Origin of the sequence: Rhodopirellula sp. UBA1907 (genome assembly GCF_002337565.1) — a bacterium.
Lineage (GTDB): Bacteria > Planctomycetota > Planctomycetia > Pirellulales > Pirellulaceae > Rhodopirellula > Rhodopirellula europaea.
This window is the reverse complement of the sequence record NZ_DDGH01000032.1, coordinates 19,513-34,123: the sequence shown is the minus strand read 5'-3', so window position 1 is coordinate 34,123 and position 14,611 is coordinate 19,513. Positions and strand designations below refer to the sequence as shown.

Here is a 14,611-nt window from a genome sequence, read left to right as displayed (position 1 = left end):
GCCGCGATGCAGTGATCGCGAGTCGCATCGGATGACTCAGCAGATGGAGTTCTTGGTTCCGCCGGATGCGGTCCGTGCAGCATCGGGATCCTCATCGTTGGGAGGAGTGTCGTCCGGCGACGAGCCCGGAGGATTCTGCACATTCGGGTTGGCCTCGATGACCGTTTTCAAAACGTCGATCAGTTGATCCAGCCGGAATGGTTTGAAGAGCACCGCTTTAGGATGCAAGCCATTTTGCTTGGCTTTCACGATGGAGTGACCTGGGTCGTATCCGAACCCAGTCATCAAAATCATTGGCACATGAGCCATGACTTTTTCCAATCGCAGCATCAATTGGTACCCGCTGTAATCGGGCAGTTTGATGTCGCTGATGATCGCATCGTAGCTGTCGTCGCCCGCGCTCCGGCGAACCATCAAAACTGCTTCGTCGCCTTCATGGGCGGTTTCAACAACACATCCGTAGCGTTCAAGCAACTGGTGAGCGTCTTCGCGAACTTGTTCGTCGTGATCGACCACCAAAATTCGACGGCCACGAAGAATCGCGTTCTGATCCAGCTTTTCGTCCGCGGGAACGGCTTCCAACGGAGTCATTTTCTGACCGATCTGCTGGATCGTTCGTTTGATGTCTCGAGAGTTCTGCAGGATCCGGCGAAGGCGGTCCATCACTTCGGGGCTGTGTCCGATGTAGCCTTCCATCACATGGACGGCGTCGTTCAGAATCGCATCGACTGGCAGGGCAACCGCACTGTGAATCGCGTCACAGCTTTGCTGGGCGGTGTTGGCCTTTTGAGCCACCAGCAGTTCCAGCGTGTTGAGTGCGAAGGCGATGTCGCGGGCGAAAATTTCTAGGAACTGCAGATCGCTGTCACTGAACGCCGCAACGTCGGGGCTTTCGACGTTGATTGTCCCGAGCACCTGATCATGAAGGACCAAAGGAACCGTTAGGGAACTGCGAGCGTCCGCGACACCGGGAATGAACAGCGGGTCGTTCTGAACGTCGTGACAAACGTAGCTGACGCCGCTGGCGGCGACATAGCCAGTGATACCGTTCTCACGTGGATGAGCGGATAGTCGGCGGTCCGAGGCTTCTTCGTCGATGCCGACGCTGAGCAGCGGAATGAGATCGCCGGTGGTTTGTTCCAACACGCGAATCTCGATGACTTCAAAATTGAGCAAGTCACTGAGGTAGTGCTGGATGTTGTCCTTCAAGAGATCGATCCGGTCGTCGACCTCCATCATGAAGATCTCGTTAGGACGCAAATCCGCCAATTCGCGACCGGCCTGGTGGATTGCCGCCAGCTTTTGCTGCTGAAGGATCTCGTCGGTGATCTCGCCGACGGTGACGATCAGGTTTCGCGGCGACTCGGCAGAGCGGACCGGTGCGGCGTGAACCTGGAAATATTGGTTGTCCATGCTGTGAAGCGTGGAGCTGCTTTCATCGCCGGTCGCCAGTGCGGTATGGAACGGGCAGAAATCCGGTCCCATGATCTCGGGATTGTGCAGCAATTCGTAGAACGTCATTCCGAGTGGCGTTCCCGATGGACGGCCCGCCCACTGCAGCAGACGATGGTTCGCCCAGATCACGCGAAGATCCGCGTCAAGCAACGCGACACCTTCGGGCATATCGCGGAGCATCAGCCCGCTTTGCATCATTCCGCGAATTTCGGAGGTTTGCGGAAGACTGGTGCGGCTCATCCAGATGCCGGCCACGTCTTCTTCTTCGAGCAATGGGAACGCGTCCACAATTGACTCGCAAAACACCCATTCGATGTCGGGTGATTGTGTTCCCTCAGCCGAGCTGTCGCCTTGCAGCAACGCTTCTGGCAGCGAGGATCGATCCGGAGGCGAATTTGGGGCGCCGACACAGATGACCTTTGGCATGGATCTTCCCTCCCCCCGTTTCAATCTTGACCGTTGGCTGGGTCGTGCAAACAGTGTTTCTGTAACGTCGTCTTTCACGCCCGGTTTGGGAACCACATCCAGGGAATTTTTGCAAAATTCCTGTGGGTTTCATTCCCGCGTCTCATTCTACGCATGAATCAATCATCCAGGTTGAATGCGATTTATACGCGTGTCGGTGATGTTCGACCTCAGAGCTTCGCAGAAAAAGACTTTTGTGAAATTTTGCGAAGCGGTGCGCGTTTGATGTCAGTTTCACGCTTACTCTCACTGCATCGATCCTGGGAGATTGGGTTTTCTAGGACGACTGAACAAAAACTAAGCTTTATCGGGCTGATTGAATCGCCTCATTGTTGACACTGCCAACCTTGTACCTACATTTTGGGGAACGGGCGTTGTCCGCCCAGAGTACGCAGCCGTTAAAGCTTACCCGTGTTTCTTCTGTTGCCTCACTGGCTGTGAGCGTTTTGGAGGTTTTTTGATGAGAACGAACGTATTACGGATGTTTCTTGGACTGACAGCGGCGATGTTGTTCGCTGTCAATGTCTACGCAGGATGCGGAGATTGTGGTGGATGCGCTAGCGGCGACGGTTGTGTCTCCGATGGTGGTGGTGCCACGGTCATGGGCGGCGGCGTTGCCGGCGCGAGTTATGGGGGTGCATGTGGCCCAACCGTTTCCTATCAAACGCAAACGGTAATGCGTTCTCAGTACGTCACTGAGACTCAAATGGTGCCAACCACCACTTACCAACGCCAAACGCAAACTCGCATGCGTAGCGTAACCAAGCAAGTTGCTCGTGTTGAAACACGCGAACAAGAGTACACGGTCAACGTGCCGCAAACTCAAACTCGTACTGAAACCTACGACGTTCAAGTCGCGGTTCCATACACCGAAGAAGAAACCTACTCGGTTCAAGTTCCTGTCACGACCGAAGTCGAACAGTCTTACCAAGTGTCGGTTCCTTACACCGAAAACGTGGAACAGTCGTACCAAGTTTGCGTTCCATACACCGAGCAGCTTGAGCAAAGCTACACGGTTCAGGTCCCTTACACAGAGACCAAGACGCAAACCTACACCGTCAACGTTCCTTACACCGAGCAACAAGAACAAACCTACACGGTTCAAGTTCCTGTTCAGCAAACTCGTGAAGAAACCTACCAAGTGTCGGTTCCTTACACCGAGGACGTCGAGCAAAGCTACACAGTTCAAGTTCCTGTCACGAGCACGCAAACTCAGACTTACCAAGTTTGCGTTCCTTACACCGAAACTTTGACTCAAACTTACTCGGTTCAAGTTCCTTACACCGAAACCAAAACGCAGACCTACACGGTCAACGTTCCTTACACCGAAACCGTTGAGCAGCCTTACACGGTTAGCGTTCCTGTGACTGAGCAAGTTGCTCAGACCTACACGGTCAACGTGCCTTACACCGAGAACGTCGAGCAAACCTACACCGTTCGCGTTCCTGTTCAAGAAACCAAGACTGCTTATCGTACCGTTACCAAGTGCGTCCCCGTGACCACCATGCGTACCGTCACGAAAGACATGGGCAGCTACCAGTGCCAAGCCGTCGTTTCCGGCGGTGCAGCTTCCTACGGTAGCGGCGCAGGCGTCTACGCAGCTGGTTCAGGTTGTGGTTCGTCGGCTTGTGGTGGCGGATGTGCAAGCAGCTGCGGCTCTTGCTCAGCTTGCACCAGCAGCTGTGGTTCGTCGGCTTGTGGCGGCGGATGTGGTGGAGTTGTCGGTGGCGGTGCTGCTTCGGCTGGATCGGCATGCGGACAAACCGTCTCGTATCGTCAAGTTTACGTTCCTAACTTGGTGACGGAACAAGTTCCAACCACCTCGTACCAACGTCAAACTCAACAGGTTCCTTACACCTACACGACGACTTCGTACACCACGCAAACGCAAACTCGTACCGTTCCTGTTACCAAGGTTCGCACCGAAACTCGTGAGCGTATGGTCAACGTGACCAAGTATCAAACCGAAACGCGTACTCGTACCGTTCAGGTTCAAAAATGCCGTCAAGAACAACGTACTCGTGACTACACCGTCACCAAGTACCGCACCGAAACGAAAACTCGCGAAGTGCCTGTTCAAAAGACTCGTTTGGAAACTCGCACCCGCGAAATTCCTGTGACGACGATGAAGACCGAAACTCGTACTCGTACGGTTCCTGTCACCAAGACTCGTCTGGAAACCCGTACTCGTACGGTTCCTTACACCACGATGACGACCGAAGAACGCACTCGTACGATCACTGTTCAAAAGTGCCGTCAAGAAGAGCGTACTCGTGAGTACACCGTGACGAACTATCGCACTGAAACTCGCACCAAGTCGATTCCAGTGACGAAGACTCGTTTGGAAACTCGTACTCGTTCGATTCCTGTGACCAAGACTCGCATGGAAACTCGCACTCGCATGGTTCCTCAAACGACCATGACGACCGAAGAACGTACCCGTACGGTCAACAAGACCCGCATGGAAACGCAACAACGCACTCGCGAAGTTGCTTACACCGTGAACACTCCTGAAACTCGTACTCGTACTTACAACGTGACTGTCTATGACACTGTCACCGAAGAAGTGCCAGAAACCTACAGCGTTTGCGTTCCTGTGCAAACAATGAAGGCCGTTCAAGTTCAGGTCTGCAAGCAAGTTCCAACCACTGTTCAAGTTCCTGTCTACGGCTCGTCCGCTGCAGGCGTTTCGACCGGTGCTGGTTGCACGGACTGCGGTTCGGCTGCTCCTGTCAGCTACGAAGCTGCACCTGTCATGCAAGCTGCTCCTGCAGCACCTGTCATGCAAACTGGTGCTGGTTGCACCAACTGTGGTCAGTAATTGCTAACGATTGTTCGCCGGATGGTGGTTCACCATCCGGTGAATTCTGAAATCACAAACGGCTCGCGTTCTTTTCGAATGCGGGCCGTTTTTTTGTTGAATCAGAACCCGCGCCGGGCTGCCTCGTCCGGCGATGCACCAGAGTGGATGGCCGGTTGGTTACGGCGACGGGTAGTCCGCGGCTTCCGCCAGCAGATTCACGGCCCGGTCGATTTGTTCTCGGCTGGTCGTCCAGCCGACCGAAACGCGAATCGCGCGACCGATCTCTTTTTCGTTGCAGCCAATCGCTCGAAGCACACGAGTCATCTCATCGGGTGGAGATTCAGATTGGGCCAAGCCAACGACCAAGTGACGTGCTGCCTTTTGAATGCGTTTGGCTTCCGCGGGCATTTGCACGGTGACCGTGTTGGGCAAACCGTCGACATGTTCGGCGTGGATAATGACCTGTTCGCCGAGGTTGCTTCGCAAGCCGTCAATCAATCGCTGACGCAGTTCCGCGAGCGTCTCGTAGGCTTCGTCGACACATCGTCCCGCCATGGAAGCGGCTGAACCAAATCCGACAATGCCGGGCACGTTTTCGCTGCCTGCTCTCAAGCCCATTTCGCGACTCTCGCCGAACAAGATGGGTTTGAGTTCCAACCCGCGGCGAACAAAGAGTGCTCCGTTGCCTTTGGGGCCGTACATCTTGTGAGCGCTCAACGCCAGAGAATCAACGCGAAGCTGAGTGACATCGACGGGAATTTTTCCGACTGATGTGGTCGCGTCGCAGTGAAGACGGATGCCTCGGTTGTGGCATCGATCCGCCAGTTCTCGAACGGGTTGAAGGGTGCCGAGCACGTGGTTGGCCAATTGAAGGCAGACCATTTGTGTCGATTCGCGAAAACGTTTTTCAAACTCGTCTGCGCTGACCAATCCATCGGCATCGCACGGGACGAGTTCGACATCCCAACCGAGACGCCCAAGCTGCAAACCGGCCTGCATGACCGCGTCGTGTTCAATGTTGCTGATCAACACATGGGGAGGCCCGTCTAGCGGATCCATTGTGTTGTCGAATTCAGCCGCTCCGAGAATGCCAAGGTTGTTGGCCTCTGTTCCCCCGCTGGTGAAAACCAGTTCGAAGGGTTCACATCCGATGAGAAAGGCGACTGATTCGCGAGCCCCTTCGATTGCTTCGCTGACCGCCGATGCGTGAACATGGGATTGTGTCGGCAGCATGAAGTGCGTCGACCAATACGGCTGCATTGCCTCGATCACCGAAGGAGCCATCGGTGTTGTGCGATTGAAATCGAGGTAAATCAGCGACACGGCGAGTGAGACTAAGGTGGCAAAGCAAGAGAAGCGGGTTCCCCAGATTAACCCCTTTGCCCTGTGAATCTAGCCGCCAACGCAGCGATTCTCACCGCGGGTCGGAAACGCTGCGGGCGGTTGTTCCACCATGGCTCAGCTCAACGAGGCTTTTTCTTGCGTCCTTTGGCCAAACGCTTCATCTTCTTGACCTCGTCTTCGGAGACGACCCATCCGCGACAGTTGCGAGCACCGCACTGGCATTTGGGATTCCAGTCAAAAGCTTCCCACGCATAGTCGAACGAGATTTCGGTCTCGGCTTCGATGTTGCAGATCGCGACAACACCCAGTGAGAACTCGGTCAGTTGGACCAATTCGCAGTTGGGGCTGCACGAATGGTTCATGAAAGCGCCTGGAGTACTGGGTTCGAGGTACCAGTCTTCGTCCAGGTCCATGACGTATTCACTACCTTCGTAGTGTTTTTTGTTGATCAGTTGGCCGGTGACTTCGAACACCAACTCACCGGGTTGGAACTGCCGGGCAGCGTATACGCCAAAGCCGCATCGCCCGGTGCTTTTGACTTCGATGTCGTCGTCGTAATACGAACGGTAGGAATAGTCCTTGTCCACAACAGCTTGGAGCTTTTTGCGACGTTGTTTATCCAGTGCGGTCATTCGGTTTTATGAAGAAAGATGAGATGGAGACCATGGACGGATTTTACCAAGCTTTGCGAAACCGAAGCGGACCGTCAACGAGCAAACGGGCGAAATTTCGCGCCCGATCTTGGGAGTGCCGATCCTAATCGGTTTGAAACGAATGTGAGGGCTGCGCGTGATCGAAAAAAACGTTCGATGTGCAGCGGGGGAAGCGTCGATCAAACCGAAGCCATCCAATTTGATTGGTTTCCAGTTCCAAGGGATCTTCCATGTCACGTTCGCTCTTCACTTTCTTTTGTGTGATGACCTTCTCTTTGGTCACCACCAATGTTCACGCGGACTTGGATTCGCTGTTGGGGAGCTGGACGGAAGCTGCTTCGGCGGAGCACGCTGCAGAAGAATCGTTGGTGCTCAATCATGCGTCGGAGCAACCTGCTCAGGTCCAACACATGCCCGCACCGGCGACCGCGTTTCCTCATCAGCCCGTCGCGACAGTGAATCCTTATGTGGTGACGCCGGGAACGATCGATTGCGGTGGTTGCGATTCCGCTGGTCCTTGTCAGAACCCAGGCTGCAAATCATGCGGTCCAAAGTTCAAATGGGCCAAGCGACTCGGTAGCGGCTGCAACACATGTGGCGAGTTGGTCGATCCTTCTTGCCAAGCGTGCAAGACAAGCGGCTTGAAAGGCAAGCTCAAAGGTTTGGGATCGAAGGGGTGTAACACCTGCGGCGAGATCGTCGAAGGTTGCCAAGCTGGTTGCAATGTTGGGCTGAGCGAGTGCCGCCCTCACCGCGCACCAGCGTTGCCACCACCAAGCTCGATGTTGGAATACTTCCGCAGCCGACCTTCCTACGCAGGGATTTGGGCTGGGTATGCAGAAGAAACTCGCAACCGTTGCCGCAACAAGAGCCCACACGTTTTGGGAACTTGTGATTGCTTGGGATGTCAAACAGGTGGCTGCCAGTCGGGCAACTGCGGGACCGCTTCCCCAGCGGCGGGCGGATGCCAATCAGGCTGTGCTTCCTGCGGACACTGATTTGAATCTGGGTTCAAACAAGGTCTAGGCAGCTTCGCCGACCCAGCTGCGAATCACGTTGGCGGCGACTTCTGGGTTGTCTTCGACCAAGGCAACCAGTTCATCTTGTAGTGAACCACCGGTGATCTCCATTGCCTCGACTTTCTCGGTTTGCTCTTCCACCGCGATCGGCGGTGATGGAAGTTCCAATCCAAACCCTTCTTTGAAGTCGGTCGGATCAGCGTTGCCGCTCAGCGATTTGACGCTGCTTCGAGCGATCAAGAGCGCCGCGGCAGCCAAGCCGAGCATCGCCAAGGTCTGCCACGAGTCCGACAACCAGGACAGAGCAATTGCGGCGGTCGCGGGTGAATCCATTTCGGGTTCGGGCAAATCGATGTAGTCCCAGACTTGAACCAATGGGAATCGATCTTCGCCAGCCGCCACATCGGGGAGAAGAGCGGTGACGGCTTGTTGGATTTCAGTTTCGGTTTGTTCTTTGAGCGTGACGAGATCGGCCGTCTCCATCTGCTTGATGTCATCCACGGTTTGATCGGGATTCGTCTCAAGCTGCTGTTTGGTCCAGACCTTTTTGTAGTAGCTTCTTGGCAGTCCGATCGAGACCTTCACTCGTTTGACAGGCAGCCCAGCCATGCGAGTCGTTGAGTATTCCTGGCCGGCGACTCGATTGCTGGTCCGTTCGTCTTCTTTGGTCTTGGATGTTTGGGCGGACGCGTCCAATTTGACCGGACGGTTACTGCTGAGTGCGTTCGTTTGGGCGCCGGGTACTCCGCCGGGCGCTGGTCGCGATGATTCGGTTTCCCGTTTGCGAGATGTTTCGTTCAGCGTGGTTGGTTGGTCGGCGTAGCTCAAACTCGCTGTCTCGGTGCTCATCGTTGGATCGATTTCGACGTGGGTCGCCACGTGAATCTTTCCGTAACCCATCAAGTGATTGCGGATCTTCATCTCGAATCGCTCTTCTTCTTCGCGGCGCTTCCGAGAAAGAGGGTCTTCGTCTTCTGCCAAACTGAATGACGAGGAACCATTGGTATCAGTCACAACGACATCGTCCGTCGACATGCCCGCAAAGGCTGCTCGAACGAGGTTTTTGATTTGAGAGATGCGATCGCGTGACAAAGGGGCGATGCCTTCGGGTTCGACGGTGACGCTTGCCGATTGCGGGCGGGTGCGTGAAAGGCCCATGCGTTCGCCTTGGTCGTATTCCACTCTCGCAGTACGAACGTCAGGAAACATCATGATGCTGCGAGCGATGTCAAGCAGTTTGGCATTTCGCTCCCGAGCCATGCGTTGTTCGTTCGATTCAAACGGACTGGACTGTTCGATTGCGGCTTGGACGCTGGTGCGCAAGGACAGAGGCAGCGAGGAAGAGCTTTCCAGGGCCTTCAAGAAATCGCTTCGTGATTCGATTGGAATCTTGATGCGGCGACCTTCTCGAGTCCATCCGCGAAGGTCCGCGTTTCCAAATGCGACCTCGGCCGCGTCCAGGTCTCGTTCGCTAAAGCTGCGACCGCCCAGCAAGTACTCCGACGATGGCGTCGAGTTGCCACGCACCAAGAAACCCATTGCCACGATGATGGCGGTCAGCAACAACCCCGCGATAATTCGCGAAGGAACGGGCATCGTGGAATAGATGCTTCGAAATTGATCGAGAGCGGTTTGAAGCATAGAAGTTTAGCTAGATCTGAACTTGTTGGATTTCTCTGTAGGCGTCCATCAGCTTGTTGCGAATTTGCATCAGCATCCGGAATGCCAAGTCGGCTTTTTGGACCGAGGTGAGGACTTCGGCTTCGTTGACATCGCCACCGGTCAACATGGAGTGAACCATGGAGTCGGCTTGGTTCTGCATTGAGTTAACGCCCTTGACCTGGTTCATCAACAGATTCCCCATCTCACCGAACGAAGAATCAGTCGAAGTGGACTCGGTCGATTTTGGGTCGAGTAGCGAGAACGCTTGATTCGTTCCTCGTTGATCAACGCCCGCTGTCTTGGTCGCCTGTGACGACGCACCGCCCTGCAACGCACTGAACGTTGGCGGCGGACGGAAGGAGGCAACGGGACGCATGGAGTTGGGAGGCGATGCAGAGAGGACGGGCAAACGTTTCGCGAGCGATTCGTCTTAAGCAGAAGCAATCAGGCCAAAATGGCGAGTCGTTGTCGACTCATTCCTTTGCTGATCTCAATGACACCGACGTTGGCTTCGTAGGCACGCGTGCTTTCCAAGGCGTCGACCATTTGGGTTGTCAGGTCGATGTTGGGGTAAGCGACATAGCCTTCCCACTTGCCTTCGTTGATGGCCAACGGGTGATCGGGTTGATAGCGATAGAGCGGTTCGGATTCGTCCAGCATTACTTCCGAAACTTTCACGCCAGCGGCTTCACCGGGGCTGGCGGTTTCGTCGGTTTGAAAGACGACTTGTCGTGCTTGGTAGGGACTTGGGTTTCCGTTCTCGTCGACGAGCGAGGAAATGTTCGCGATGTTGCCCGAGATTGCATTGAGTCGCGTGCGTTGAGCGACCAAAGCGGAGGTGCTGATATCGAGTGCACTGATCATGGCGATCTCCAAGCAAAGAGGAAAATGAATCGAAAACGGAAGGCGTATCAGGCACGCTCGGTGATCGCGGCACGCAATAGTTCAAACTGGCTGCGGAGCGTTGTCACGGCGAGGTCGTGCAGGTGTTGGTTCTTGGCAATTTCGGTGACTTGTTGTTCCAGCGAAACGTCGCTGTTGTCGTGGAAGACGACCTGTTCCATTGCGGCTCGCGGTCCACTGAACTGATCGTCACGCGTGATCGATTCGGCGGTGTGCGATGGGGTGAGAGCCGACAATTGTTCGGGGCTCATTTGGTCGCTGGACGGATTGGGCATCCCGACAGTGCCGCCTCGGATGGCGGTGCCAAATGGATCGTGAACCCACGAAGGAATGTGGCCTTGGCTCAAATCAGGTTGAGCGATCTCGGGTGCAGGTGATGGTCCCTTTCCTCGGTCGCGAATCGACTCTGCCAACGCGGTTTGAAATTGTCCTTGGTCCAGATCGCGACTTCGGTAATCAGGCGTGCTCAGGTTGGCAATGTTGCCAGCCAACAGCTCGTGGCGTCGTTCTGTGAACGCCAACGTCTGTTCGAGTGCACCGATGGTCGTCGAAGCGACTGGATTGAACATTTTCAAGCGGCCCGGCGTTTAGCGGCTTGGTAATGTGGGAATTTGACGGTCACGGCGCTGCCGCCTTGGGGGCAGTCCTGCCAGTTCAATTCAGCCGACAGGGCGGCGGCGATCATGGGTAGCTTGCAAGCTCGTTGCTCCACCTCAGCACCGGTGTCGGCAATTTCGATTTCGATGCCGGTGTTGGTTTGGCATCCGGTGATCGTCAGCTCGCCGCCTTCGGGCATTTCGATCAGGGCCTGGCGGATCAGGCTTTCCAACAGTTGGCAGAATGACGCTTGGTCGACGGGCAGTCGAAGTGCGTCGTCCATGTCCACTTCCAGGCAAACGGGTGCCGGATGAGCGATCAGCATGGGCGATGCGAGCGTTTCCACCAAAATGGCTAAAGGTGGATCGTTGTCCTGGCCGATGAAATGATGTGACATGATAGGTTCCCGATGACGTTCATTTTTGGACGCGTCCGTGCGTTCCCGTTTGCTGTTAGCTTTCGGGAGACGTTCATCGCAAGGTCAATCTTTTCCGGTGCTCGGTTTTCATGTCCATTTCATTTCAGCCCAATGATCCGGCTGTCATCGCTTCGCGAATTTCTCGCCGTCGGTGGCTGACGGGGGCAGGATGTTTGGCGATGAGCGTCGCAGGGTGTGAAACCCGGCGTGAAACATACGCCTCGTATCAGGTGGCTGGTCCGTCGATGGCGCCGACCCTGTGGGGACCCTCGGTTCAGTTTTCATGCAACGCGTGTGAGGTGCGCATTCGAGTGGATGCCGAACACCGGCGGTCGATCCAGTCACGAATGGCGACTTCGGGAATGCCCGCTCGCTCCGCACCAAGATGCTGGCATTGCGGAACATTGGTCGATCTAGAATCCGCCAGCTCGCTCACGCGAATCAATCCTGACGTTGTCACCGTTGTGGCAACGCCGACTCGCCAGATCCAATCTCGGTTGGACAAAGGTGAGAAGCCGCTGGTTGTGGTGAAGCGTGAAGGAAGCATGCATATCAAGAGGCTTCTTGCCGGCCCGGGACAAATCGTTACCGCCGATAGCGATGGGCGAATGCTCGTCGATGGGGATGCAATCGCGATTTCAGATTCGCCTCGCTTGCCAATCGATCTGGATGACAACCGGTTGGGAGAGATCGCGAGCCGATGGAGCAGTCCCAGTGGCACTTGGCGGCGGAATCAGCGCGGAATTTGGTCTGGCGCGGATGGCAACGCTGACCCCGACCGCGGAATCGCTTGGCTCGTCTATGAACATCGCAACGTCTATCGAGGCAACGTTGTCAGCCGAGTGCTGGATGATTGCCCCGCCAACCTAGGGCTGAATCGGAGGCTGAATCCGGTCGATGAGATCGGTCTCACCTTTGTCATTCAACCTCGAGACGGTGCAGATGCTGAAGTCGCGCAAGCGGACAACCTTGTTCATGCGATGGTTTGGACGGAATCCGGAATCCGGGTTGTTTCCAGTTCGGTTCCTGACCAATCCGATGAAGGTGGTGTCACCATCGAGTTCACCCCGCAGGATTTTTGTGAAGGCGAGACCATCACGGAGGCTGATGTGGCGACCGAAGCAATGCCAGCTTTGTCGCCGACATCACCCATCGCGATTGGACTGAACCCACGAGCAGTGATGAACGCACAACGCCTACAGCTTTGGCGTTCGATTGCTTGGCGTGCACCTGCTCAATCATGTTGGGAATTGCAGGCCGATGAGTGGTTCGCGGCAGGCGACAACGTTCCGGTGTCAGTGGACAGCCGAACATGGGGGCCCGTACAAACCGATCAGATCGTTGGGATATGCCAGCCGAATGATCGCAGCGTGACAACCAAATTGAACGACTGATTTTTGCGGTGGATCGCCATTCTTTGTTGGCCAGGGTTTGGCCGCGCCGGTGATGCGACGACTTGATTGAATCTCGTTCGAGCCGCGGTCTAGAGTGCGGTGCGAACGGTAGCGACCGCGACGCCGACCACTTTGGGATTCAGGACCGTGACGGGTGGCGAATTGCGGTCACCGTTTCGCAGTTCAACGTGGCCATTGGTTGGGTACCAGTATCTCAAAGAGATGTTGCCTGGTGAGGTTTCAATCGCAGCGAGTTGTCCAGCTTGGACGTTGTCCTGTTTGTTGATGACGATGTAGTCGCCATCGTGGATTCCGCGGCTAGCCAGTGAATCGCCCGATAATTGAACGACGAACCGGTCACCATCGGCGAGAATCTTGCCTAAATCAACCACGTCCGTCGCGTTCACGTCAATGTCTGTGGGCTGGCTGCGAACGATTCCCGCCAAAGGCAATCCTGTGGGTGAGCGAGCATCCTCGCCCGTCAGCTCAATCGCACGTGACTTGTTGGCTTTCCGAGTGATCAGTCCTTTGCGTTCCAGAGCCCGTAGATGGCACATGACACCATTTGGACTACGTATGCCGAAGTGCTCGCCAATCTCACGAACCGTCGGTCCGTAGCCGCGTTCTCGAATCAAAGACCGGACAAGCTCATAGACTTCTCTTTGTCTCTCGGTCAGTTGAGCTTTGGCCATTGGTTTCGTGGAGGGAAGTGAGGTGGGCGGAGGGGGCAAGGAAGTGATCCGATCACTATGAGTCAAGCCTAGCATGTGAATCACTTTGATGACGTTGGATTTCTCGCTGATTTTCACATCGACTGTGACACTCTAACTCTGTAACAAATTGCGCGAGTACGCAAATGATTCGGGTTAGAATTTTGGCATAGCCACCCAGTAGGGCGGTTCTCAGCGTTTCAATCCGAAAGCTGCAGGTGGTGAAGGAAGGCAACGAATGCGGCGCGTCATCAAAGCGACATGAAGAAACATAGCCAAAACTGAACTGGCAATGTTGCTGTTTGATAGCTTTTTTTATCCTCGTGCTCGCTAAGTCTTTGCCCCCCGGGCGCACTTTGCAACTACCTGAGGTTGAGGATGACCACCAGCAGCCCGGCGGGAATGCACCAGTACGCGAACCAATGAAGGCGATCTTCGCGGCTCCACCGTATCAGCCACTTCAATGCGGCGATTCCGACGACGAAGGCAACCGCGGCTCCGATCAACAGGACTTCGATGGAAGTTTCGCCCGAAGGACCGTCCTCAAGCAGGTCTTTCATTGCCAACACGGTCGCCCCCAGAATCGCGGGAATTGCGAGCAAAAACGAGAAGGTGACTGAATCGTCGCGATCCAGTCCCATCAGTCGGCCACCCAGGATCGTCGATCCGCTGCGGCTGATTCCCGGCAAGATGGCGAATGCTTGGAAACAGCCGACGAGGAACGCAGCGCCGAAGCCCAGGCGATCGTAGGTTCCCGATTTGGGGGTGAGTCGCCCGAGGACGATCAGCATCGCACCGGTCACAATCAGCATCGCTCCGGCGAGGAGCGGGCTGCGCAAAATTTCGGGAAACTGGGTTTTGATCGTCAGCCCAATCACGACCGCCGGAAGCGTCCCAATCACCAACAACCCGATGACGCGACGGTCCTTCAACAACAACGCCCAAATCCGCTGCCAAAAGACAACAAGGATCGAGCCCAGGGTTCCGGCATGAAGGATGATTTCCAGCGTGACTGATTCGCCAAGTTCGCCCAGCATCGATCCGAGGATCACCAAATGGCCCGACGAGCTGATGGGAAGGAACTCAGCGATCCCTTGCACGATTGCCAAAATGACGACGCGAATGAGTTCCTGCACGATTCGAGGTCTCGACTAAAGTGTGTGGGGTGTGCGTCTGGACAGATGATGT

At 55.4% G+C, this 14,611-nt stretch carries 13 protein-coding genes; 3 read left to right on the top strand and 10 right to left on the bottom strand.

What is annotated here, in order from left to right; translation table 11 throughout:
• Nucleotides 1–36 precede the first annotated feature (36 nt).
• Complete coding sequence (locus B2R17_RS07110; RefSeq protein WP_286763411.1) at nucleotides 37–1,881, bottom strand: response regulator; 1,845 nt, start codon at nucleotides 1,879–1,881, stop codon at nucleotides 37–39.
• Nucleotides 1,882–2,401: 520 nt separating this feature from the next.
• Here B2R17_RS07110 and B2R17_RS07105 point away from each other — a divergent pair.
• Entirely contained in the window at nucleotides 2,402–4,741 is a 2,340-nt protein-coding gene (locus B2R17_RS07105) for a hypothetical protein (RefSeq protein WP_008664783.1), read from the top strand.
• 159 nt (nucleotides 4,742–4,900) lie between these two features.
• Here B2R17_RS07105 and B2R17_RS07100 read toward each other — a convergent pair whose 3' ends face one another.
• Nucleotides 4,901–6,046, bottom strand: coding sequence for a cysteine desulfurase family protein (locus B2R17_RS07100; RefSeq protein WP_286763410.1), 1,146 nt, complete (start codon nucleotides 6,044–6,046; stop codon nucleotides 4,901–4,903).
• A gap of 140 nt (nucleotides 6,047–6,186) precedes the next feature.
• Nucleotides 6,187–6,699 (bottom strand): SET domain-containing protein, encoded by a 513-nt coding sequence (locus B2R17_RS07095; protein ID WP_007327407.1) that lies wholly within the window; start codon nucleotides 6,697–6,699, stop codon nucleotides 6,187–6,189.
• A gap of 251 nt (nucleotides 6,700–6,950) precedes the next feature.
• On the opposite strand from B2R17_RS07095, the gene B2R17_RS07090 reads away from it, so the two are divergent.
• The gene (locus B2R17_RS07090) at nucleotides 6,951–7,718 is read left to right on the top strand and encodes a hypothetical protein (protein WP_286763409.1); all 768 of its coding nucleotides are present in this window, start codon (nucleotides 6,951–6,953) and stop codon (nucleotides 7,716–7,718) included.
• Nucleotides 7,719–7,742: 24 nt separating this feature from the next.
• On the opposite strand, the gene B2R17_RS07085 is transcribed toward B2R17_RS07090, so the two are convergent.
• The 5 genes from B2R17_RS07085 to B2R17_RS07065 form a co-directional block, all read right to left on the bottom strand.
• The gene (locus B2R17_RS07085; protein WP_008664788.1) at nucleotides 7,743–9,380 is read right to left on the bottom strand and encodes a flagellar M-ring protein FliF C-terminal domain-containing protein; all 1,638 of its coding nucleotides are present in this window, start codon (nucleotides 9,378–9,380) and stop codon (nucleotides 7,743–7,745) included.
• Between the two features lie 10 nt (nucleotides 9,381–9,390).
• A complete protein-coding gene (gene fliE, locus B2R17_RS07080) occupies nucleotides 9,391–9,777 on the bottom strand; it encodes a flagellar hook-basal body complex protein FliE (protein WP_008664790.1) in 387 nt (128 codons plus the stop codon).
• Nucleotides 9,778–9,845: 68 nt separating this feature from the next.
• On the bottom strand, nucleotides 9,846–10,265 hold the full coding sequence (gene flgC, locus B2R17_RS07075) for a flagellar basal body rod protein FlgC (protein WP_037198901.1): 420 nt from the start codon (nucleotides 10,263–10,265) through the stop codon (nucleotides 9,846–9,848).
• A 47-nt stretch (nucleotides 10,266–10,312) separates the two neighbouring features.
• Nucleotides 10,313–10,873: a flagellar basal body rod protein FlgB gene (locus B2R17_RS07070; RefSeq protein WP_008664792.1), complete on the bottom strand. Its 561-nt coding sequence runs from the start codon at nucleotides 10,871–10,873 to the stop codon at nucleotides 10,313–10,315.
• Between the two features lie 2 nt (nucleotides 10,874–10,875).
• Entirely contained in the window at nucleotides 10,876–11,298 is a 423-nt protein-coding gene (locus B2R17_RS07065) for an ATP-binding protein (RefSeq protein WP_008660364.1), read from the bottom strand.
• 110 nt (nucleotides 11,299–11,408) lie between these two features.
• Here B2R17_RS07065 and B2R17_RS07060 point away from each other — a divergent pair, with 110 nt between their 5' ends.
• Nucleotides 11,409–12,713, top strand: a complete 1,305-nt coding sequence (locus tag B2R17_RS07060; protein WP_286763407.1) for a S26 family signal peptidase — start codon at nucleotides 11,409–11,411, stop codon at nucleotides 12,711–12,713.
• Between the two features lie 89 nt (nucleotides 12,714–12,802).
• On the opposite strand, the gene lexA is transcribed toward B2R17_RS07060, so the two are convergent.
• Together lexA and B2R17_RS07050 are read right to left on the bottom strand one after the other, a co-directional pair.
• Nucleotides 12,803–13,405, bottom strand: a complete 603-nt coding sequence (gene lexA / locus B2R17_RS07055; protein WP_236615546.1) for a transcriptional repressor LexA — start codon at nucleotides 13,403–13,405, stop codon at nucleotides 12,803–12,805.
• A 380-nt stretch (nucleotides 13,406–13,785) separates the two neighbouring features.
• Nucleotides 13,786–14,559, bottom strand: a complete 774-nt coding sequence (locus B2R17_RS07050; RefSeq protein ID WP_286763406.1) for an undecaprenyl-diphosphate phosphatase — start codon at nucleotides 14,557–14,559, stop codon at nucleotides 13,786–13,788.
• Nucleotides 14,560–14,611: the final 52 nt, after the last annotated feature.

Coding starts and splice junctions, on each gene's coding strand:
- B2R17_RS07110 (WP_286763411.1), bottom strand. CDS start 1,881: ATGCCAAAGGTCATCTGTGTCGGCGCCCCAAATTCGCCTCCGGATCGA.
- B2R17_RS07105 (WP_008664783.1), top strand. CDS start 2,402: ATGTTTCTTGGACTGACAGCGGCGATGTTGTTCGCTGTCAATGTCTAC.
- B2R17_RS07095 (WP_007327407.1), bottom strand. CDS start 6,699: ATGACCGCACTGGATAAACAACGTCGCAAAAAGCTCCAAGCTGTTGTG.
- B2R17_RS07090 (WP_286763409.1), top strand. CDS start 6,951: ATGTCACGTTCGCTCTTCACTTTCTTTTGTGTGATGACCTTCTCTTTG.
- B2R17_RS07085 (WP_008664788.1), bottom strand. CDS start 9,380: ATGCTTCAAACCGCTCTCGATCAATTTCGAAGCATCTATTCCACGATG.
- fliE (WP_008664790.1), bottom strand. CDS start 9,777: ATGCGTCCCGTTGCCTCCTTCCGTCCGCCGCCAACGTTCAGTGCGTTG.
- flgC (WP_037198901.1), bottom strand. CDS start 10,265: ATGATCAGTGCACTCGATATCAGCACCTCCGCTTTGGTCGCTCAACGC.
- B2R17_RS07070 (WP_008664792.1), bottom strand. CDS start 10,873: ATGTTCAATCCAGTCGCTTCGACGACCATCGGTGCACTCGAACAGACG.
- B2R17_RS07065 (WP_008660364.1), bottom strand. CDS start 11,298: ATGTCACATCATTTCATCGGCCAGGACAACGATCCACCTTTAGCCATT.
- B2R17_RS07060 (WP_286763407.1), top strand. CDS start 11,409: ATGTCCATTTCATTTCAGCCCAATGATCCGGCTGTCATCGCTTCGCGA.
- lexA (WP_236615546.1), bottom strand. CDS start 13,405: ATGGCCAAAGCTCAACTGACCGAGAGACAAAGAGAAGTCTATGAGCTT.